Annotated in this window: 20 protein-coding genes; 11 read left to right on the plus strand and 9 right to left on the minus strand. The window is 39.2% G+C overall.

Going from position 1 to position 21981, the window contains the following annotated elements:
* Nucleotides 1–14: 14 nt before the first annotated feature.
* The 6 genes from A1D26_RS03410 to proC all read right to left on the minus strand — a co-directional run bounded on the left by A1D26_RS03410 (nt 15) and on the right by proC (nt 6454).
* Nucleotides 15–770: an ABC transporter permease gene (locus A1D26_RS03410; RefSeq protein ID WP_157402685.1), complete on the minus strand. Its 756-nt coding sequence runs from the start codon at nt 768–770 to the stop codon at nt 15–17.
* Nucleotides 771–780: 10 nt separating this feature from the next.
* The gene (locus A1D26_RS03415) at nt 781–1677 is read right to left on the minus strand and encodes an ABC transporter ATP-binding protein (RefSeq protein ID WP_157402686.1); all 897 of its coding nucleotides are present in this window, start codon (nt 1675–1677) and stop codon (nt 781–783) included.
* Nucleotides 1677–3770, minus strand: a complete 2094-nt coding sequence (gene dnaX / locus A1D26_RS03420; protein WP_157402687.1) for a DNA polymerase III subunit gamma/tau — start codon at nt 3768–3770, stop codon at nt 1677–1679. The genes A1D26_RS03415 and dnaX overlap by 1 nt, the downstream gene beginning before the upstream one ends.
* Nucleotides 3771–3794: 24 nt before the next feature.
* Nucleotides 3795–4337 carry an adenine phosphoribosyltransferase gene (gene apt, locus A1D26_RS03425; protein ID WP_157402688.1) on the minus strand — a complete coding sequence of 181 codons (543 nt, stop codon included), beginning with the start codon at nt 4335–4337 and terminating at the stop codon, nt 3795–3797.
* 150 nt (nt 4338–4487) lie between these two features.
* Nucleotides 4488–5639 (minus strand): 3-phenylpropionate MFS transporter, encoded by a 1152-nt coding sequence (locus tag A1D26_RS03430; protein ID WP_157402689.1) that lies wholly within the window; start codon nt 5637–5639, stop codon nt 4488–4490.
* Nucleotides 5636–6454: a pyrroline-5-carboxylate reductase gene (gene proC / locus A1D26_RS03435; RefSeq protein ID WP_157402690.1), complete on the minus strand. Its 819-nt coding sequence runs from the start codon at nt 6452–6454 to the stop codon at nt 5636–5638. The genes A1D26_RS03430 and proC overlap by 4 nt, the downstream gene beginning before the upstream one ends.
* 75 nt (nt 6455–6529) lie before the next feature.
* Here proC and rdgC point away from each other — a divergent pair, with 75 nt between their 5' ends.
* Nucleotides 6530–7438 carry a recombination-associated protein RdgC gene (rdgC, locus tag A1D26_RS03440; RefSeq protein ID WP_157402691.1) on the plus strand — a complete coding sequence of 303 codons (909 nt, stop codon included), beginning with the start codon at nt 6530–6532 and terminating at the stop codon, nt 7436–7438.
* A 93-nt stretch (nt 7439–7531) separates the two neighbouring features.
* Entirely contained in the window at nt 7532–8770 is a 1239-nt protein-coding gene (locus A1D26_RS03445; RefSeq protein ID WP_157402692.1) for a multifunctional CCA addition/repair protein, read from the plus strand.
* Nucleotides 8771–8846: 76 nt separating this feature from the next.
* Here A1D26_RS03445 and gyrA read toward each other — a convergent pair whose 3' ends face one another.
* Entirely contained in the window at nt 8847–11516 is a 2670-nt protein-coding gene (gyrA, locus tag A1D26_RS03450; protein WP_157402693.1) for a DNA topoisomerase (ATP-hydrolyzing) subunit A, read from the minus strand.
* A 192-nt stretch (nt 11517–11708) separates the two neighbouring features.
* Here gyrA and msrB point away from each other — a divergent pair, with 192 nt between their 5' ends.
* From msrB to A1D26_RS03485, 7 genes are all read left to right on the plus strand, one after another.
* Nucleotides 11709–12104 (plus strand): peptide-methionine (R)-S-oxide reductase MsrB, encoded by a 396-nt coding sequence (gene msrB, locus A1D26_RS03455; protein ID WP_157402694.1) that lies wholly within the window; start codon nt 11709–11711, stop codon nt 12102–12104.
* 169 nt (nt 12105–12273) lie between these two features.
* On the plus strand, nt 12274–12933 hold the full coding sequence (locus A1D26_RS03460) for an amino acid ABC transporter permease (RefSeq protein ID WP_157402695.1): 660 nt from the start codon (nt 12274–12276) through the stop codon (nt 12931–12933).
* A complete protein-coding gene (locus A1D26_RS03465; RefSeq protein WP_157403031.1) occupies nt 12923–13597 on the plus strand; it encodes an amino acid ABC transporter permease in 675 nt (224 codons plus the stop codon). The genes A1D26_RS03460 and A1D26_RS03465 overlap by 11 nt, the downstream gene beginning before the upstream one ends.
* Before the next feature lie 132 nt (nt 13598–13729).
* The gene (locus A1D26_RS03470) at nt 13730–14461 is read left to right on the plus strand and encodes an amino acid ABC transporter ATP-binding protein (protein WP_157402696.1); all 732 of its coding nucleotides are present in this window, start codon (nt 13730–13732) and stop codon (nt 14459–14461) included.
* Nucleotides 14462–14545: 84 nt separating this feature from the next.
* A complete protein-coding gene (locus tag A1D26_RS03475; protein WP_157402697.1) occupies nt 14546–15382 on the plus strand; it encodes a cysteine ABC transporter substrate-binding protein in 837 nt (278 codons plus the stop codon).
* 205 nt (nt 15383–15587) lie between these two features.
* The gene (locus tag A1D26_RS03480; protein WP_157395025.1) at nt 15588–15809 is read left to right on the plus strand and encodes a YejL family protein; all 222 of its coding nucleotides are present in this window, start codon (nt 15588–15590) and stop codon (nt 15807–15809) included.
* A gap of 12 nt (nt 15810–15821) precedes the next feature.
* Complete coding sequence (locus A1D26_RS03485; protein WP_157402698.1) at nt 15822–17555, plus strand: DUF3413 domain-containing protein; 1734 nt, start codon at nt 15822–15824, stop codon at nt 17553–17555.
* A 20-nt stretch (nt 17556–17575) separates the two neighbouring features.
* Here the strand turns inward: A1D26_RS03485 and A1D26_RS03490 are convergent, their stop codons facing one another.
* Both A1D26_RS03490 and cysZ read right to left on the minus strand, forming a co-directional pair.
* Nucleotides 17576–18064 (minus strand): CreA family protein, encoded by a 489-nt coding sequence (locus A1D26_RS03490; protein ID WP_157402699.1) that lies wholly within the window; start codon nt 18062–18064, stop codon nt 17576–17578.
* 43 nt (nt 18065–18107) lie between these two features.
* Nucleotides 18108–18959 carry a sulfate transporter CysZ gene (gene cysZ / locus A1D26_RS03495; RefSeq protein ID WP_157402700.1) on the minus strand — a complete coding sequence of 284 codons (852 nt, stop codon included), beginning with the start codon at nt 18957–18959 and terminating at the stop codon, nt 18108–18110.
* A 112-nt stretch (nt 18960–19071) separates the two neighbouring features.
* On the opposite strand from cysZ, the gene zipA reads away from it, so the two are divergent.
* Together zipA and ligA are read left to right on the plus strand one after the other, a co-directional pair.
* A complete protein-coding gene (gene zipA / locus A1D26_RS03500; RefSeq protein ID WP_157402701.1) occupies nt 19072–19899 on the plus strand; it encodes a cell division protein ZipA in 828 nt (275 codons plus the stop codon).
* Between the two features lie 63 nt (nt 19900–19962).
* Nucleotides 19963–21981, plus strand: a complete 2019-nt coding sequence (gene ligA / locus A1D26_RS03505) for an NAD-dependent DNA ligase LigA (protein ID WP_157402702.1) — start codon at nt 19963–19965, stop codon at nt 21979–21981.

A 21981-nucleotide genomic window follows, 5' to 3' on the forward strand; every position in this document is an offset into this window, starting at 1 on the left:
CCCCAAATGCTTATTTACGATCTCAACCCAACACCACGATTGATTAGCGAATATGCCCAGCTGTATAACACAATGATGAAGAGCAAAAGTACGCCAAAGGTATAGTAAATAGACACGTCACTAATGCCTAAAAAACCATAGCGGAAACCACTAATCATATAAACAATCGGGTTAAATTGTGAGACAGTTTGCCAAAATTCAGGTAGCAGCGTGATGGAATAAAACACTCCACCTAAATAGGTTAAAGGCGTTAAAACAAAGGTTGGAATGGTACCGATGTCATCAAAGTTATTCGCAAACACCGCATTGATTAGCCCACCCAGTCCAAAAGCGATGGTGGTCATCAACATTGTTAAGATAATGACAAACCAAGAGTGTATTTCATAAGAAACAAAACAGAGTGCCACAGCTGTCACTAAAATGCCAACTAACACACCACGCACAATACTCCCTGCTACATATCCCCAAATAATCGTGTGAGTTGAAAGTGGCGATACGAGCAGTTCTTCGATATTTCGCACAAATTTACTTAAAAAAAATGATGATGCACTGTTGGTATAAGATGCGGTAATCGCCGACATCATGATTAACCCAGGTGCAATAAATTGCATATAGCTTACACCATTCATATCACCAATGCGTTTACCAATCAATGTGCCAAAAATCAAAAAATAGAGTGTAGTGGTAATAATCGGTGGCACTAATGTTTGTCGCCAAATGCGTAAAATACGCTTTGATTCTTTTGCAACTAAGGTATAAAAACCAATCATATTGTTTCCTTTACTTTAAACGCATAAACAGCTCTTCCAAGCGGTTAGATTTATTGCGTAAACTTAAAATTTCAATCTGTTGTTGGCTAAACTGTTGGAATAAGTTATTTAACCCTTGCTCTCGTTTAACTTCAACTTCTAGGGTGCTTTCATCAATCCATTTCACTGGGTAGCCTTCAATAACAAGCGGTCGTTTTTCTGCAACATCAAGCAAAAATGTTTCTGTTTCTAGCTTGGCTAATAGGGTTTTCATTGATGTATTTTCAATGAGCTGACCTTGCTGAATAATCCCGATATTGCGACATAATGTTTCCGCTTCTTCAAGATAATGGGTCGTCAGAATGATCGTTGTGCCTTGTTGGTTTAGCTCACGCAAAAAATCCCAAAGGCTACGGCGAAGTTCAATATCTACCCCTGCTGTAGGTTCATCAAGAATTAACAATTTTGGATTATGCATTAACGCACGAGCAATCATTACTCTGCGTTTCATTCCGCCTGAAAGCTCTCGGGTTAAGCTCTCACGTTTTTCCCATAAATCCAATTTACCTAACCAATACTCTGCTCGTTTCAACGCCTCCGCTTTCGGAACGCCATAAAATCCGGCTTGATTAAGCAATACATCAATCACTTTTTCAAATTGGTTGAAATTAAATTCTTGTGGCACTAAGCCAATTTGCTGTTTTAGCTGAATTTTCTGTGTATCTAAATCATACCCAAAAACGTTGACTGTACCGCTCGTTTTATTCACCAAAGAACTGATAATTCCAATAGTGGTGGATTTTCCTGCACCGTTATGTCCAAGTAGTGCATAAAAATCCCCTTGTTCAACAGTCAGATCAATACCTTTCACAGCTTGAACACCTGTTGCATACTGTTTCACTAAATTTTTTATCTCTAATGCCTTCATTATTCTGCTACTGCCCTAATTGTAGATTCATCAATGGTTGCCCCAAATGCGTTGCGTAAAAGTTGCAATTTACTGTCTGCTAATAACGCTTGTTTTGCATCATAGGTCATCTTTTCAAAAATGGTTCGGCGAAGTTCTAAAGGGGTTTGATGTTGCTCACTTTCACCGATACTGAGCTCATAAGTTAATCCTAATTGTTCAAATGCTTGTGTCAGGCGTTGGCGAGTATCATCAGTATTCAAATGTGCCATTGAGGGTTTTAGCACTAATTCCAATTGATTATGTTCTTTGTGAGCAACATAACTATTTAATGCAATTTGACGCGTTAATCCTGTTAAATTAAGGCGATTAACCAATTCACACCATTCATCTTGTTGACAAGAGAGTTCGATCATTTTACGCACTAACTCAGGAGTACGTTCTTGTAAAATCGCTTGTTTAATATCTGAAGGTTTAGCCTGTTCTTCTTGATGTTCTAGCTCAGGATTTAGCCACGTCCAACGATAATCTTCATCTGAAGTTACATTTTCCGTCCCTCCACCTACATTCGCATTTTTATTCGTTTCTATTTGTTTTTTTTCACTCATCGCCATTGCGATCTCTGAAAAACGCTCTTGCAAATTTGCTTTATTAATACTTGGTTTAGCGACTGTTTGTGTATGTAATGTTGGTGAAATTAAGGGCTCAGATTTTTTTTTTTGCTCATCACTGCTGGCATCTAATTGCTTTAGCGCATTAAGTGCCATTAGTGCAGATTGTGTACTAGTCGCCATTTCTGCCTGTGATGATTGAGATGAACTGCTTGTGGTCGTTGCAAATGTTGTCTCTGATCTTACCGCTTGTGCATCAGATGTTGGCGTTACTGGTGCATTTTGAGCCTTATCGGCTTTCGGTTCTGTCGTAACTTGCTGATTTTGCGACAAGCGTTGGCGTAACTGAGCGATGTTTTGTTGAGCATTGTTTTGCGAAGTCGTATTCGGTTGGTTGGTTTGAGCTGTTGAAAAAGCTAACTGCTCCACATTTTTCGGGTGGAAAGCCAAGGCTCTTAATATAGTCATTTCTACCCCTGAACGCTGTTCAGGTGCAAAAGGCAACTCTTTTTTGCCTGTTAGCATTAGCTGATAGAAAAACTGCACATCTTCTGGCGACAGTTGGCGTGCTAAGAAGTGTAATGGCGTTTCTTCGTTCGCAGGATGTGGCAATAGTTGTAACATTGCGATTTGATGAAGTGTCTCTGCTACATCACTTAATAGTTGTTGCCAGTCGATCCCTTTCTCTGCCACTGTTTGTATAACATTCATTGCCTTTTCACCATCTGCCAAAGCTAACGCTTGAACCAGTTCAATCGGCTGATGATCGTCAATTAGCCCAAGCATTTGACTAACAATAGGCAAAGTAATGTTCACATTACTGACTGCGATCGCTTGGTCGGTCAAACTTAATGAATCTCGAATACTCCCTTGTGCTGCCTTTGCAAGTTTTTCAAGTGCAGGCAGTTCATACGGAATTTGCTCTTCTTGTAAGATAAATTCTAAATGGTTGCGAATTTGACTTGGATCTAATGCTCGCAGATGAAATTGCATACAACGAGATAAAATAGTGATCGGTAATTTTTGTGGATCTGTCGTTGCTAATAAGAATTTAACATACTCCGGTGGCTCTTCTAAGGTTTTGAGTAACGCATTAAAGCTATGACGAGAAAGCATATGGACTTCGTCAATCAAATAAACTTTAAAACGCCCAACCGTTGGTTTGTACTGTACGTTATCCAATACATCTCGGGTGTCTTCCACCTTAGTGCGAGATGCCGCATCAATCTCAATCAAATCAATAAAGCGCCCTTCTTCAATCGCTTTACAGTTAGCACATTGCCCACAAGGATCAGCCGTAATACCCGTTTCACAATTTAAGCCTTTCGCAAATAAGCGTGCAATAGAGGTTTTCCCCACACCACGCGTTCCCGAAAAGAGATAAGCGTGATGTAATCTATCTTCACGCAACCCATTTTCTAATGCGGATAAAACGTGTTGTTGCCCCACAACTTGACTAAAACGTTGTGGGCGCCATTTGCGTGCTAAAACTTGATAGGACATTATGCCAACCTTATTTTATGTTAATTAGTGTCCTTCAAAACTCACTAATGTGAACGATTTGATGCCTTCTTTCGCTAAGCGTTCCGCTCCGCCTAATTCAGGTAACCAAATAACAAAAGCGGCATTTTCCACGTTACCATTTAAACGGCGAATGAGTTTTACCGTTGCTTCTACTGTGCCGCCTGTCGCCAATAAATCATCAATAACTAAAACATTATCGCCAGCCTGGATAGAATCCGTATGGATTTCCAACGTGTCTTCGCCATATTCTAAACTATAAGACTGTGCAATCGTTTCTCTTGGAAGTTTTTTAGGCTTACGCACTAATACAAAAGGCACGCCCAATGCTAATGCGACTGGAGCGCCAAAAATAAAACCGCGAGATTCTGTACCGACAATTTTCGTAATACCTTTATCTTTGTATTCTGCCACAATCGCATCAATACAAGCTTGGAATGCTGCTGGTACTTCTAATAATGATGTAATATCACGAAAGATAATGCCTGCTTTTGGATAATCAGGAATAGATTTGATCGAAGATTTAATTAAATCGAGTTGTTGGTTCATTGCTTAACCTTTTCAATTTTGAATGGAAAAATAACCTGTCGAATGTAGCAAAAATCCTTAAAATTACAAGGAAAAAATACAATAAGCGGTGGGTTCTTGCAAAAAATTTGCAAAATCTCACCGCTTGTAAAATATTATGGATTATATAAATCAAACTCTCGTTTCAAATTTCCTTGGCGAAATAAAAATTGCCGGGAAAGCAAAAATTGCCATCAACCAAAAACTGAAGGTAGGAGACGATTGATAGATAAGCCCCGCAATAAAGGTAAATAAGGCAAGAACCATACAGCTTGCCAAACTAAAATAGAGTGCTTGTAACTTAGCAATATGGCTTACTGTCTGCATTGAAATATACCTAATCATTGCATAGTGCCCCACTACATAAGAAACGGCGTGTAATGTTTGAGCCATTGCAACAATGATCACTTCATTAGTTGATGCCAGTGTAATCCAGCGAACGACTGCACCTAACGCCGAAAATAACATTAAATTGTAGGTTTTCCACGTTTTAAATAACTTGTGAGAAAAGAAAAAAATGATAATTTCCGCTACCACCGCAGAGCTCCACAATAAACTGACGCCTTGAGTGGAAATGCCATTACTCGACCAATAAATTGTGCTATATGCGTAATAAACAGCGTGAGAGCCTTGAATTAATGAAATTGCAATTAACATTCTCATTGTATTTGGTACTTTAAACAGTTGCCAATAGCTCAATTGATCATCTTTGCTTTCGGTACTTTCAACTACATTAAATACTTGTGTAGGATTGGCACTAATTCCGATACCCAGAAAAACCAACCAACCCGCTAAAATACCAATAATGGCACTTTCGCCTAATAAACCGATAAGATAGCCTGTACTGGTTAGCCCAATCACAAAGGCAATCGATCCGAATAGACGACTTTTCCCATAATCCAAACCGATTTGTTGTTGCCAACTAGATGCTATAGTATCTGCGATCGGCATCGATCCACCGTTAAAAATATGGAATAACGCAATAGCAGGTAGAAAGAGCCAGATTGAACCCACTACCCACGCCATTACGCCTAACATCACCACCGTTGCCCAAGTTAAAAAACGGTTAAGTGGAATCAACTTATTTGGGTTGCTTACCCTTGAGAAATACATCGCCCCAATAAAGCGAAATAAATATCCCAAAGAAATCAGCACACCGATCATTTCTGTGTCGTAGTTGTTATGTTGCAACCATACAGGTAAAAACGGCAGTAACACACCAAAAGCTGCGTAGTAGCCAAAAAAGTTGAAAGATGACCATTGAAAAGGAGTAAGTTTGATCATAAGGATTTTTCCATTTCTTCTGCTCGTTTAATCGCAGCATTCATTGCTTGATTAACCGTATCCGCCAACTGATGCTGTTCAAACACTGCGAGAGCTTGTGCAGTTGTCCCACCTTTTGAAGTCACATTTTCACGCAAAGTAGCTAAGGATAGATTCGGATTTGCCACCACCATTTTAGCCGCACCTACCGCCACTGATTGCACTAAGAAACGGGCATCATTTTCGCTAAAGCCCATTTGCACTGCAGATTGCTGCATCGCTTCCATAAATCGGAAGAAATAAGCAGGACTTGAGCCAGTGATTGCAATAATTTGGTTTAATTGTGCTTCGGTTTCTACCCAATAACACTGCCCGACTGCTGAAAGCAAGGTTTCAGCAAACTGACAAGCGGTAGGATCGACCGATTTTTTTGCAAATAAACCAGACAGCCCTTCCCCAATTAACGATGGCGTATTCGGCATTGAACGTACAATGTTGTTAGCTGAAGGCAGTAATTGTTCTAAACGCCCCACCGAAATCCCAGCTGCAACCGATAAGACCCATTTTGAGCTAAAATCAACATCTGCAAACTCCGCACACACCTCTGCCATCATCTGTGGTTTTACCGCTAAAATTACCACATCTGCTTGTTCAACCGCTTGACGATTAGATAATTCCACATTAATTCCCATCGTTGCTAATTCTTGACGGCGAACTTGATTACTTTTATTACAAGCAATGATCTCTGAAGCAGGATAACCGCTTTTCACTAAGCCTGAAATAATCGCAAATGCCATATTGCCTGCGCCGATAAAAGCAATTTTCTTATGTTGCATATATTCTCCTTTTTTGTAAATTAGACGAGTTAGCGTAAAATAGCACTATTCTACGCTATCAATAAGGATTCCTAAATGTTTTGGTTCAAAAATGTGATGATTTACCGTTTAACTAGCCCCTTAACACTTACCAGTGGCGAGTTAGAAACGCAGTTACAGCACACAAAATTTACGCCTTGCCAACAAAGTGATATGAGCAAATTTGGTTGGTCTAATCCACTTTCTAGCTGTGAATTACTCCATTTTTCTCTCGGGCAACAATTTCTATTGGTTTCCCATAAAGAGGAAAAATTACTTCCAGCACAAGTGATTAAAAAAGAAACAGAAAACCGAATTGAAAGTCTTGAACATAAAGAGCAACGTAAATTAAAGAAAACCGAAAAACAAGCAATTAAAGATGATGTAGTGGCAATGTTACTGCCACGGGCATTTAGCAAACATCAGTTTACAGCGATTTGGTTGGATCTAGAACGCCAACTTGTTTATGTCGATGCTGCATCCAGTAAACGAGCGGAAGATACCCTTGCATTATTGCGTAAAACTTTAGGCTCTCTACCTGTTGTACCTATTTCATTTGCACAACAGCCTAGCGATGCAATGACAAATTGGTTAGCTAAAGGGCATACACCACATTGGCTCACTTTATTAGAAGAAGCAGAATTAAAATCCTTTGATACCGATAGTGTGATCCGTTGTAAACACCAAGATTTAGAAAGTGATGAGATCAATGTTCACTTAGAAGCGGGTAAATTCGTCACAAAATTAGCATTAGATTGGGAAAATCACTTTTCTTTTGTATTAAATGATGATGCGACACTTTCTCGGATCAAATTTGCCGATGATATTCGTGAGAAAAATGATGATATTTTAAAAGAAGATGTTGCCCAGCGTTTTGATGCAGACTTTTTATTGATGAGTGAAGAACTGCGTTTATTCACCGAAAAACTGACCGAAGAATTAGGCGGCATCAAAGAGAGAATTTAATCTAAGCGGATAACCACATCAATTTTTTATCAATTTGTAGTGTGGGTTTTAGCCCCTATTAAAATCAATATACTCAATTAAAAATAGGAAAAAATGGATATTTATTTAGTCGGTGGTGCAGTACGAGATCAGCTACTTGGCTTAACAGTGACAGATAGAGATTGGCTAGTGGTTGGTGCAAAACCTGCTCAATTATTGGCGGAAGGCTATCATCAAGTTGGGAATGATTTCCCAGTCTTTCTTCACCCCAAAACTAAAGAGGAGTATGCACTGGCTCGTACAGAACGAAAAAATGGACAGGGTTATAATGGCTTTCTATGTGATTTCTCGCCTGATATTACCTTAGCTGAAGATTTATTACGGCGAGATCTCACAATCAACGCAATTGCTCAAGACTTAAACGGTAATCTTCACGATTTCTACGGGGGAATAGACGATCTTGAACAACGAGTGTTACGCCACGTTTCCCCTGCGTTTAGTGAAGATCCATTGCGAGTATTGCGTGTCGCTCGTTTTGCTGCTCGTTTTCACCATTTAGGATTTAAAATCGCTCCAGAAACCCTTCAGCTAATGAAAGAAATTAGTCAAAGCGGTGAGTTAGACTACTTAACTAGCGAACGAGTTTGGCTAGAAACACAAAAAGCGTTTAATACGCCATCACCACATATTTATTTTCAGACTCTACATCATATTGGTGCATTAGCAACGCTATTTCCTGAAGTAAATGCCCTATTCGGTGTGCCACAACCTGAAAAACATCACCCTGAAATTGATTCTGGTATTCACACACTCTTAGTGCTAGCACAGGCTAAAAAATTAGCTGATAAAGCCAACGATCCTGAAAGCGTACTTTTTGCGGCACTCTGCCACGATTTAGGCAAGGCTCTTACGCCAAAAGAGATACTTCCTCACCATTATGGACACGAATATAAAGGTATTGTTCCTACCGAAAAACTGGCAAGTCGTTTAAAAGTACCTACTCATACTAAAGAATTTGCCAAATTGGTCACAGAATTTCATACTCATAGCCATAAAATAATGGAACTCCGCCCCGAAACCGTAATTAAGTTATTTAACAAATTAGATGTATGGCGTAAACCACAACGTTTTTTCGATTTTCTATTGGTGTGTGAAGCGGACAGTAAAGGACGCTTAGGATTTGAACAGCGAGAATATCCACAAGCTGACTATGCAAAACAACTTTATTCCATCGCCAATCAGATTGATGTCCAAAAAGTTATCGCTGATGGTTTTGAAAAAGCGAATATAAAAACTGAGCTAGATAAACGCCGCCAATTTGCAATCAAACAATTTAAACAGACGCAGAAATAGCCAAAAGACCGATATAATAAAAGAGCAAGTCTAAAACTTGCTCTTTTATCTATTAAGATTTACTTAAGAGCGAATGTTATTCTTCCACTTCTACTGAAGCTTCATCACTCTCTTCGCTGTCAATTTCACAAATTCGCTCTAAGCTCACAACTTGTTCATCTTGAGCAGTACGAATAATGCGAACTCCTTGAGTATTTCGACCCACTAAGCTCACTTCATTAACACGAGTACGAACTAATGTGCCTGCATCAGTAATCAACATAATTTGGTCATTTTCTTCAACTTGAACAGCAGCAACCACTTTACCGTTACGTTCGTTCACTTTAATTGATACAACCCCTTTTGTTGCACGAGATTTAATCGGATATTCACTTAAAGCGGTACGTTTACCATAACCATTTTGCGTTACGGTTAAAATTTCGCCTTGTGTATGCGGGATCACTAACGATACAACTTTATCAGTGGTTAAATTAACACTTGATGTTTCTTCAGCATCTTCATTTTCAACAGTTTCAATTTCCACCTCTTCTATCTCATCAGCAGAGATTTCTGTGGTAGCTAATTTAATGCCACGCACACCTGTTGCCACACGTCCCATTCCACGCACTTGGGTTTCCGCAAATCGCACAACTCGCCCTTGTGCGGAGAAGAGCATGATTTCGCTTTCACCATTAGTAATATCAACTCCGATCAACTCATCGCCTTCGCGAAGTTTTAACGCAATCAGACCGCTTGATCTCACATTGCTAAAAGCATCTAACGACACTTTCTTCACAGTTCCACTCGCCGTTGCCATAAAGATAAATTTGTCTGCACTAAATTCACCATTTGGAACAGGTAAAATAGCCGTAATGCGTTCGTTTTCTTCTTTTACCAATGGCAAGATATTAACAATTGGTGTCCCTCTTGCACCACGACTTGCTTGTGGAAGTTGGAAAACTTTCAGTTGATATAAACGTCCACGGCTAGAGAAACAAAGAATGGTATCGTGAGTATTCGCCACTAATAAACGCTCAATGAAATCATCTTCTTTCATTTTCGTTGCAGACTTGCCTTTACCACCACGACGTTGAGCTTCGTAGTCTGAAAGTGGTTGATATTTCACATAACCTGCGTGAGAGAGTGTCACAACAACATCTTCCTGAGCAATCAGATCTTCTAAATTAATATCACCTGATGATGCGGTAATTTCGGTACGGCGTTCATCACCAAATTCCGCTTTCACTTTTTCTAGCTCTTCACGAATCACTTCCATTAAACGTACTGGGCTATTTAAGATGTGTAATAACTCACCGATAATCACTAAAATTTCTTTATATTCATCTAGAATTTTTTCGTGTTCTAACCCTGTTAAACGATGTAAACGTAATTCAAGAATTGCTCTTGCTTGCGCTTCAGAAAGGAAATATTCGCCATTGCGTACACCGCAATTTTCTGGAGCATCATCAGGACGAGCAATATCAACACCCGCTGCTTCAAGCATTGGCGCAACATTGCCTAATGCCCAAGCGCGAGAAAGTAGCGCTTCACGTGCTTCATCTGCGGTTTTAGAATTACGGATTAACTCAATGACAGGATCGATATTTGCAAGCGCAATCGCCAAACCTTCTAAAATGTGTGCCCGTTCACGTGCTTTGCGTAATTCAAAAATAGTACGGCGAGTAACCACTTCTCTACGGTGTAGCACAAAGGCTTCGATAATCTGTTTTAGATTAAGCACTTTTGGCTGACCGTGATCCAGTGCCACCATATTGATACCAAAGGTCACTTGCATCTGAGTTAGGGCGTAAAGGTTGTTTAAGACTACTTCGCCAACTGCATCACGCTTAATCTCAATCACAATGCGTAAACCATCTTTATCCGACTCATCACGCAACTCGCTGATCCCTTCCACTTTTTTATCTTTGACCAACTCTGCAATCTTTTCGATCAATTTTGCTTTGTTCACTTGGTAAGGAATTTCAGTAACGATGATTTGCTCACGACCTTTAGCGGTGGTTTCAACACTCGCTTTTGCACGCACATAAATTTTTCCACGACCTGTACGATAAGCATCTTCAATCCCTTTACGACCATTGATAATGGCTGCCGTTGGGAAATCAGGGCCTGGAATATGCTGCATTAGTTCTTCAATACTAATTTGATCGTTTTCAATATAAGCCAAGCAACCGTTTAATACTTCAGTTAAATTATGAGGTGGAATATTTGTTGCCATACCCACCGCAATACCCGATGAACCGTTCACTAACAAAGCTGGAATTTTTGTTGGCAATACATCTGGAATCATCTCTTTGCCATCATAGTTTGGCGAGAAATCAACGGTTTCTTTATCCAGATCAGTGAGCAGCTCTTGGGTAATTTTTTGCATACGAACTTCGGTATAACGCATCGCCGCTGGCGCATCGCCGTCAATTGAACCAAAGTTCCCTTGCCCATCCACTAACATATAGCGTAATGAGAACGGTTGAGCCATACGCACAATTGTGTCATATACTGCTGAATCACCATGAGGGTGATATTTACCGATAACATCCCCCACTACGCGGGCAGATTTTACATAAGGCTTGCTAGCGGTGTTGCCACTCTGATCCATTGAAAACAACACTCGGCGGTGTACAGGTTTTAAGCCATCACGCACATCGGGCAAAGCACGTCCGACAATGACTGACATTGCATAGTCAAGGTAAGATGTTTTCAGCTCTTCTTCAATACTGATGGGGGTAATATCTTTGGCTAATTCGCTCATTGAAATTTCCTAATCACGTTACAAAAAATCCCCATTGTCTCCGGGGCAAAAATTGGACGAGAGTATAACACAAAAGCGACATAAACGGGGGATTTTCCTAATACGAAAAATCATTCAACCTTTTTGCAAAAAAACGCTAAAATGTTACCGCTTATTCTTAAAACAATAGCAACAACAAAAAAGGAGTGAACAATGATTAAAGATATTGATGAACTAACAGAAGAACAGATTGAAATTTGTTTAAACAGCGGTACAGAAAGACCATTTACTGGCAAATTTTTAAATGAAGATAGAGTGGGGACTTATCGTTGTGTGCGTTGTCATAATGCACTTTTCCGCTCTGACACGAAATTTGATGCAGGCTGTGGCTGGCCAAGCTTTTATGAAGCGATCTCAGAAACATCACTACGTTATTTGGATGATTACAGTTTAGGCCGCCATCGTACTGAAATCCGTTGCGGAAACTGTGATGCTCATATGGGACACGTTTTCCCTGATGGCCCACAGCCGACAGGATTACGTTTCTGTTTAAACTCTATCGCATTGAATTTTAAATGGGACGAAACAGGCGAAGAAATTGATGGCTAATGTTTAGGGCAGAATACAACTGCCCTAAATTGTAGAAGGTCAGATCTGATCTTCTACAGATAATGTTGCCTCTTATTCTTTATTGTTATAAAAAATATCATATTAGACTTTCATTTTTGATAGTAACCACCCAAAATTCCTTTCTATTATTTTTTCATTTAATTGCGATATGAATTGGTCCTACGTTGTTGATGCTATTCCACGTTTTATTGATGCTGCATTTATCACTTTACAACTCTCATTTTGGGGAATTTTATTATCTTTGTTCCTTGGGCTTGTCATAGCAGTTATAACCGCCTACCACATTAAACCATTTTACCTTATCGCTCGTAGTTATATTGAACTTTCACGTAATACGCCATTACTTATCCAATTATTCTTTCTTTACTATGGCTTACCTAAAATCGGCGTTCATTGGGACGGTTTTACCTGCGGCATTATCGCTTTAACTTTTTTAGGTGGAAGCTATATGGCTGAGGCATTACGAGCCGGTTTATTGGCCATTCCTAAAGGGCAAATTGAAGCGGCAAAATCTATAGGACTCAGTCGCTACCAAATTTTTACTTATGTAATTTTTCCACAAGCTTGGGCAGTGGCAATTCCTGCATTGGGTGCAAATATTCTCTTTTTAATCAAAGAATCATCGGTAATTAGTGCAGTGGCGGTAGCAGAGCTAATGTTTGTTACTAAAGATATTATTGGAATGGATTATAAAACAAATGAGGCATTATTCCTCTTATTTATCAGCTACTTAGTTATTTTATTACCGATTTCACTATTAGCACGTTATGCAGAAAATCGAGTACGGAGAGCAAAATATGGGGTTTGATTGGTTATTTGAAGGTGAGAATGCAAGCCGATTAGTACAAGGGTTATGGATAACGGCTCAAATATCTTTTATTTCCGTCGCTATTTCACTTGTGCTAGGTACCGCTTTTGGTTTATTGATGCGGATAAAAAATACGATTTTGCAGTTTTTCTGCCGTATTTATCTTGAAACAATTCGAATAGTGCCTATTCTCGTTTGGTTATTTATGCTCTACTTTGGGCTTTCCATTTGGTTTAACATTCATATTAGTGGTTTTTGGGTCTGTGTTTGGGTATTTGTGCTATGGGGAACCGCAGAAATGGGAGATCTTGTTCGTGGAGCATTAACTTCCATTGAAAAGCATCAAATAGAGTCAGCCAAATCCTTAGGGCTAACGCCACTACAAATATTTTGGTATATAGAATTACCACAAGGGACTAAACGTGTTTTACCAGGTGTTATCAATCTATTCACTCGAATGATAAAAACTAGCTCACTTGCTGCTTTAATCGGAGTGATAGAAGTAGTTAAAATCGGGCAGCAAATTATTGAAAACGCCTTATTAACTAACCCAAGTGCTTCTTTCTTTGTTTATGGGCTAATTTTTGTTCTATACTTTTTAATCTGCTATCCTCTCTCGCTTTTCGCCTCCCGTTTAGAAAAACGTTGGCAAGCTGATTTTTAAACGATTCTTTTCTATGGTGGGATAAAACCCACCAATTTTATAACTATAGGTTATAAAAAATAGCTCCTTAATCTTTGATTTTTTCATCAATTTTTGAAAAATAGCATCATTATTTTACAGAGATGTTTCCCTATGCCATTACTTTCAATCCAAAATTTACGCAAAACTTATGGTGAAACGGTCGCCATACCCGATCTCAATTTATCACTGCATAAAGGTGAAGTGGTAGTCATCTTAGGGCCTTCTGGTTGTGGAAAAAGTACACTACTTCGCTGTATCAATGGATTGGAAGAAAAACAAAGCGGTGTAATCACAGTCAAAAATATCGGTGAATTAGGCAAAGATATTAGCTGGGAACAAGCAAGACAAAAAGTCGGAATGGTATTTCAAAGTTATGAACTATTTGCTCATTTGAATGTGATTGACAACATTTTGCTTGGGCCTATAAAAGCACAAAAACGAGATCGTGCAGAAGCAGAAAAACAAGCAGAAACATTATTGGCTCGAGTTGGATTACTTGATCGTAAAACAGCTTTTCCACGAGAACTTTCAGGTGGACAAAAACAACGTATTGCGATTGTACGCACACTTTGCATGAATCCTGATGTGATTCTATTGGATGAGATTACTGCAGCACTAGATCCTGAAATGGTGCGAGAAGTATTAGATGTAGTACTGGAACTAGCAAACGAAGGTATGTCAATGCTTATCGTAACTCACGAGATGGGCTTTGCAGAGAAAGTCGCCGATCGCATTATTTTTATGGATAGAGGGAGCATCATTGAAGAAAGCGAGCCGAATCAATTTTTTCATAATCCACAAACAGAAAGAGCCAAACAATTTCTACGTGGAATGGATTACTAACAAACACCCAAGCGGTCAGTTTTTGTAAAAAATTTGCAAAATCATACCGCCTACTTATAAAAATAATCATCTAAGGAGTTTAATATGACATTTAGCACAACATTCAAAACATTATTGGCAACAGCAGTTGCAGTCTTTGCATTGAGCGCCTGTGATAATGCAAACACTAGCTCAAATGCACCAGCCAAAGATAGCGTTGCTCAAATCAAAGAAAAAGGGGTAATTCGCATTGGCGTATTTGGTGACAAACCGCCTTTTGGCTACGTTGATGCTAACGGCAAAAATCAAGGCTTTGATATTGAAATCGCTAAAGAAATTGCGAATGATTTATTAGGTAGCCCTGACAAGGTGGAATTTGTTCTCACCGAAGCGGCAAACCGTGTAGAGTATTTAAAATCAAATAAAGTCGATCTAATTTTAGCGAACTTTACCCAAACCCCAGCTCGAGAAGAAGTGGTTGACTTTGCATCTCCTTATATGGTGGTCGCTCTTGGTATCGTTTCACCAAAAGGCGCACCAATTACAGATATTGCACAGTTAAAAGGGAAAACGTTATTAGTGAATAAAGGTACAACTGCAGATACTTACTTCACAAAAAATCACCCTGAAATTACTTTGCTGAAATTCGATCAAAATACTGAAACCTTTGATGCATTAAAAGACGGGCGTGGTGTTGCTCTCGCACACGATAATGCACTACTCTGGGCGTGGGCAAAAGAAAACCCGAATTTTGACGTTGCGATCGGTAGCTTAGGACCACAAGAAAACATCGCCCCAGCGGTACAAAAAGGGGATAAAGCATTATTAGGCTTTATCAATAAAGAGATCGCAGAGTTAAAAGCAAACGGTAAAATCAAAGTCGCATACCAAAAAACCTTAGTACCGATATATGGCGAGCGTGAAGATTTGTTAGCAAAGTAACTACGCCTTGTATTGTGTTCAACTTATTCAAGAGTCTCCAATGAGTTTTCTTGGATAAAATAGAGGTAAATCTTTATTCGTAGAAGATGTAGAAGATCAGTTCTGATCTTCTACATTACACTTAAATTCTATCTACTCTTTTTATTTCTATTTACTCTGGATTTTATGCTACCATACCGAAAATTTTTCTTTATATAAATTTCATATGGCAACTCAATCTAAATACCAAGACAAACAACTTGATGAATTACTTAACGATCTGATTGTTACGTTAGAAAAACACAAAGCCCCAGTTGATCTCTCACTCATGGCATTGGGTAATATGGTAACTAACATTCTTGTCAGTAATATTCAAAATCCGCAACAACAGCAAGCATTAGCCGATGCTTTTTGTTCTGCATTAAAACAATCACTCAAAACAAAATAACAGTTGCCGCCTATGTTAGACTTGCTCCGACGTATCCTTCCGAAAAATTCTCGCCAATACCGAGAAGAAACATCGCAACGAATTGCGTGGGGGCATTGGTTTGCACTCTTTAATATAGTCATTGCATTAACCATTTCATCTCGCTATGCATTTAATGCTGACTGGCCAAATACCTTGTTTGGTAAAATTTACTTCTTTATCAGCCTATTTGGACATTTCAGTTTTATTGTTTTTGCGCTTTATTTACTTCTAATCTTCCCACTAAGTTTCCTCATTACAAATAGCCGAACATTTCGGGGAATATCCGTCTGTGTAGCAACAATTGGAATGACGGTACTATTAGTTGATTCCGAAGTCTTTAAACAATTTTATTTACATTTATCGCCACTAGTTTGGGATCTATTAGTCAATCCAGACGAAGGGGAACTTAGCCGTCAATGGCAATTACTCTTTGTACCCATGCCAATTATTTTATTGTTGGAATTACTCTATTCTCGTTGGTGTTGGAATAAATTACGCAGTTTTAATCGGCAGAAATGGGGGAAATATGTTGCCTTATTTTTCCTAGGTAATTTTATCGCTACTCACTTATTATATGCTTGGTCGGATATGGCATTGTACCGCCCTGTTACTGCACAGAAAGCGAACTACCCGCTATCTTACCCAATGACAGCTCGTAGTTTTTTAGAAAAACACGGTTTGGTTAATCGAGCGAGTTTGGAACAAGAAATTGAGGAAAGCGGTCGGTTAGATACTTTTTTTCTCAATTATCCAAAAAGTCCATTACAATTTGCTAATAAAGTTAATAAAATCAACCTTTTATTTATTAACCTATCAGGTTTAAGTAATAATGATATTACGGCAACCAAAATGCCTTATTTAACCCAAATCAGCCAGCAAGCAAGACGCTTTAGCCAACATTACACCGCAGGTAGTACAGCTGCTGAAAGCACAGCAAGCCTTTTCTATGGATTGAGTGGACGTTATTTAGATGCGATTTTAAGTGAGAAAAAGCCATCCGTGTTAATATCCCGTTTACAGAATTTAGATTATCAATTTGGCCTCTTCTCACACAATAGTTTTGCAGATCCGATTTATCATCGAGCCTTATTTGCTAACTTTAATCTACCGAAAACGACAAGTAATTTGGATGCAATCAAACACTGGAAAACCTGGCTAGAACAACGAATCTCATCGCCATTCTTTAGCTATTTAGATTTACATTTGCCGCCAGCAAAAGATAAAGAACAGCAAACTAAATTATTAGATTGGCAATTTGCAGATATTTGGCAAACGTTAGAAACCCAAGGGCTAACGAAAAGTACCTTGATTATCATCACATCGGATATAGCAGATAGCGTAGATCATGAAAATAACTTTGATCAACAAAAAATTAAAGTGCCGATGATGATGTACTGGCAAGAAGATAGAGGAAACTATATCGGAGCATCGAGTCATCTTGATATCGTACCAACATTATTAAATCAATTTTTTGGTATCAGCAGCCCGATTCCACAGTATGCTCAGGGCGTTGACCTCACTAAGACGAATGAACGTAAATGGTTAATTGCATCTAACTATCATTGGAATGTCGCGATTATGCCAAATGGAGAGCAATATCATATTGATAAACAAGGCGATTTTATTCACTACAATGGTGATGGCAAAAAAGAACCCGATAGTCGCCCACCGCTTGCTCTCTTTTTACAACTGATTCAGCAAAGTAATCAATTCATAGAAAACTAGCGGTGAGATCCCCTGTTTTGCTATTGTGAATTATTGTTGATTTTCACAACCGAAATGGAATTTTTTGGTGATCCTTCAATAACACGATCAGAATAGTTAAGATACACCACCGCTTTATTTTCAAAATCAATAAAGCGAACAACTTGCATAGATTTAAACAATAAAGATGTTTTGCGTTTAAATACTTGCTCTTTCTGCCCTTTCTTCGCGGCTTTATTCAAATCGTCATCTGAAATCTTACCTGTTTGCACACAGTGAATAGAGCCATCGGAAGTATCTTCTTCTAAACCAACAACCTCCTTTAATCCACCTTTTTCTGCATAAGAAAGATAGCAAGTCACATTTAACTCTTTATCTTGGAAACCAACAACTTCAATTCGGTCATTTTTTCCCAATGCATTCCACTTAGTTGAAACTGACCCCAAGCGAATTAAATCATCACTAGCTTGAACCGTTGTATTCGCTAATAAACCCAACCCTAAAGCGAGCATTACGCCTTTGACTTTCATTTTTATTTCCTCTTGTAAAAAAATCTAGTTATCTTACCGCTTATTACGGCTTTGTGATATTACCATTACGAGTTTCTGTACTCACTGCATTGCTTTGTGATTTAGCTAAAAAATCAGCGTTATCAAACTCACCTGATGTTTTGCCTAATAAGAAATTACGATACTCTTTAACCCACATTGCCGATGCCCCACAAACCGCCACAGGCATTGCGACTAAATTTAAAAACGGCACCATCATAAATAAACTGACTAATGAGCCAAAAGTAAAATTCATTATGCGACGTTGCCCTAACGCATTTCGCATACGAGCAAAGCTAATTTTATGATTATCAAACGGGTAATCACAATATTGAATAGCCAACAGCCAAGCACCAAACATAAACGTGAGTACAGGCACAATCGTTTGTCCAAGTACAGGGACAAAACCCAATAAAAATAGGGCAAGTAAACGTGGAATACTGTACCACATTTTTTGCCATTCTCGTTTTAGCATTCTTGGTACATCTTTCAACAATTCTGCCATACTCATTTCGGTTAAGTTTTCCCCAGTCAATTGCTGTTCGACTTTTTCCGCCAACAATGCATTAAAAGGGGCGGCAATAAAGTTTGCTAATGTGGTAAAAGCAAAATAGAACAACACAAGGATCATCAAGAAAATCAATGGAATAAGAATAAAACTCAACCACTCTAGCCAAGAAGGTAGCATTGCATCAAGTAATCCGCCAATGTTTGCAAAAAATAACCAGATTAAGCCTATCATTAAAATAGCGTTAATAATGACAGGTAATACAACAAAAGGCATTAACTGACGTTGTAGCAATAGTCGCCAACCATAAATAAAATAGTGAAACCCTGTACCTACTTGGCTTTCGGGCGATGTAAAGGAAGAAGACATTATTACCTCACTTAATTTCTCAATTTTTTAAAAGAAATATGGTAAGCTATGCAATCTGTTTTCGTAAAGAGTGAAACGCTAATTTCACTTATTTTTTTACTAAGAGGACTCTATGGAAACGTCTATTCTTTTCTTTATTTTAGCTGGGTTGTTAATTGCAATCTTAGTTGGATACAGCTTATGGTCTGCACGTCGTGAGAAATCGCGTATTTTCTCGAATACGTTTTCTACTCGTCCGCCATCAAACCCGATAAACAATACGATTCAAAGTGAAATTCCACCGACATTACAGTCAACAAGTATTGATCCTCTCTTACAAGGAAACTCACTTTCACCGAATCCGAATGATTTTGAGCAAATTCAGCAAGAAGTAAAAGAGATAAAAATCAGTTTGCCAAATCAACCTAGTGACCAGGTTGCATTAGAACAACCTACTTTTTCACAAACCTTGCAACAAGAAGAACGCCCTATTAGCATTCAAATTAATGGCACTGAAAATACACCATCAGTGCAATTAGAAGAATCTGTTCCTGCTACAACACAACCACAAATCATTACACTCTATGTGGTTGCCGCTGAAGGTCAGCAATTCCGCGGTGATGTGATTGCTCAACAACTTGATGCGTTAGGTTTCCAATATGGCGAGTATCAGATTTTCCACCGCCATTTAGATAACAGTGCAAGCCCTGTGCTATTTAGTGTGGCGAATATGATGCAACCAGGCGTCTTTGATTTAGCGAAGATGGATCAATTTAGTACCGTAGGGCTAGTTTTCTTTATGCACCTACCATCAGCAGGAAATGACTTAGTTAATGTACGTTTGATGATCCGAACTGTTGAAAGTTTTGCTCAATCTGTGAATGGCTTTGTATTAAATGAAGAACGAGAACTTTTTGACGACCACTCTCGTGAACAGTATTTATTAAGAGTAGCAAAATAATTTGCAATTTATTCCAAAAATCTGACCGCTTGTAAGCGGTCTTTTTTATCAAGAAATTTACCTATGACAACACAAATCAAGCAACAATTAGATCGACTTAAAGAAACATTACGCCAATACGAATATCACTACCACGTTTTAGATAATCCGCTTGTTCCCGATGCAGAATATGACCGCTTAATGAATGAGCTAAAAAATTTAGAATGGCAACATCCTGATTTAATTACCACAGACTCGCCAACGCAACGGGTAGGAGCAAAACCGCTTGATGGCTTCGCACAGATCACCCACGAGATCCCGATGCTCTCTTTAGATAATGCTTTTAGCGATGACGATCTTGATGGTTTCTTACGCCGAATCGAAGATCGTATTCCGGTCAAAAGCCAACAGCTTGAATTCTGTTGTGAACCTAAACTAGATGGCTTGGCAGTTAGTATTCTCTATGTAGATGGCATTTTAATCCAAGCTGCGACAAGGGGGGATGGGAATACTGGCGAAGATATTACTGCCAATATTCGCACTATCCGCAACGTGCCTTTGAAGCTCAATACACCAAACCCGCCAGCACGTTTAGAAGTACGGGGGGAAGTTTTTATGCCACAGCAAGGCTTTGAGCAATTGAATGAACGTGCATTGGCGAAGGGGGAGAAAACCTTTGCTAACCCACGCAATGCAGCAGCAGGCTCGCTACGTCAGCTTGACCCCAAAATTACTAGCCAACGCCCGCTTGTGCTTAATGCGTATAGCATCGGTGTTTATGAAAGTGATGACCAACTACCAACGGGCCACTTTGAACGCTTGCAATGGTTGAAAAGTCTTGGTATTCCCGTTAATAGCGAAATTAAATTAGCTCAAGGACGTGAACAGTTGCTGGCGTTTTATCAACATATTCAACAAAAACGTAGCTCGCTTGGCTACGATATTGATGGAACGGTCTTAAAAGTGAACGATATTGCCCTACAAGAACAACTTGGTTTTATCTCAAAAGCACCACGCTGGGCGATTGCGTATAAATTCCCTGCTCAAGAAGAAATGACCATTTTAAAAGATGTGGAATTTCAAGTGGGCAGAACAGGAGCAATTACCCCTGTGGCAAAATTAGAACCTGTTTTTGTGGCTGGCGTCACAGTCAGTAATGCAACTTTACATAACGGCGATGAAATTGAGCGACTTGGCATTGCGATTGGCGATACTGTTATCATTCGCCGAGCTGGTGATGTCATTCCGCAAATTATTGGTATTGTCGCTGATCGCCGTCCCGAATCTGCAAAAAAAATTGAGTTTCCGACCGCTTGTCCTGTCTGCCAATCTGCCGTTGTACGTGTTGATGGCGAAGCTGTTGCCCGTTGTACTGGTGGGTTATTCTGTGGTGCTCAACGCAAAGAAGCCTTAAAACACTTTGTGTCTCGTAAAGCGATGGATATTGACGGCGTAGGCGAAAAACTGATCGAGCAACTCATGGAACGTGAGCTTATTCATACCCCTGCTGATCTTTTCAAGCTGGATCAACTTACCTTAATGCGTTTAGAGCGAATGGGCGAAAAATCCGCTTCCAATGCTTTAACCAGTATTGAAAAAGCGAAAAATACCACCCTTGCCCGTTTTCTATTTGCCTTGGGTATTCGTGATGTTGGTGAATCAACAGCACAGAATATTGCAAAACATTTTGGTAATCTTACCGCTATTCGCAACGCAAATTTAGAACAACTAAGAGAAGTTCAAGATGTCGGTGAAGTCGTGGCTAATCGCCTTTATCAATTCTGGCAAGAACCACATAATGTCAGTGTCGTAGATGATTTGATTGCACAAGGTGTGAACTGGCAAGATGTTGTTCAACAAGAAGTGGCAGATAATCCGTTAAAAGACAAAACCGTTGTATTAACAGGCACATTGACGCAATTAACCCGCGATCAAGCGAAAGAAATTTTACAAAATTTAGGTTGTAAAGTATCGGGTAGTGTTTCAAGTAAAACGGACTACCTCATTGCTGGTGAAAAAGCAGGCTCAAAATTAGCGAAAGCACAGGAGCTGGGTGTGAAAATTCTAACTGAGCAAGATTTAGTTCATTTAGCAGGGTTATAA

Origin of the sequence: Ursidibacter maritimus, assembly GCF_009761395.1 — a bacterium.
Taxonomy (GTDB): domain Bacteria; phylum Pseudomonadota; class Gammaproteobacteria; order Enterobacterales; family Pasteurellaceae; genus Ursidibacter; species Ursidibacter maritimus.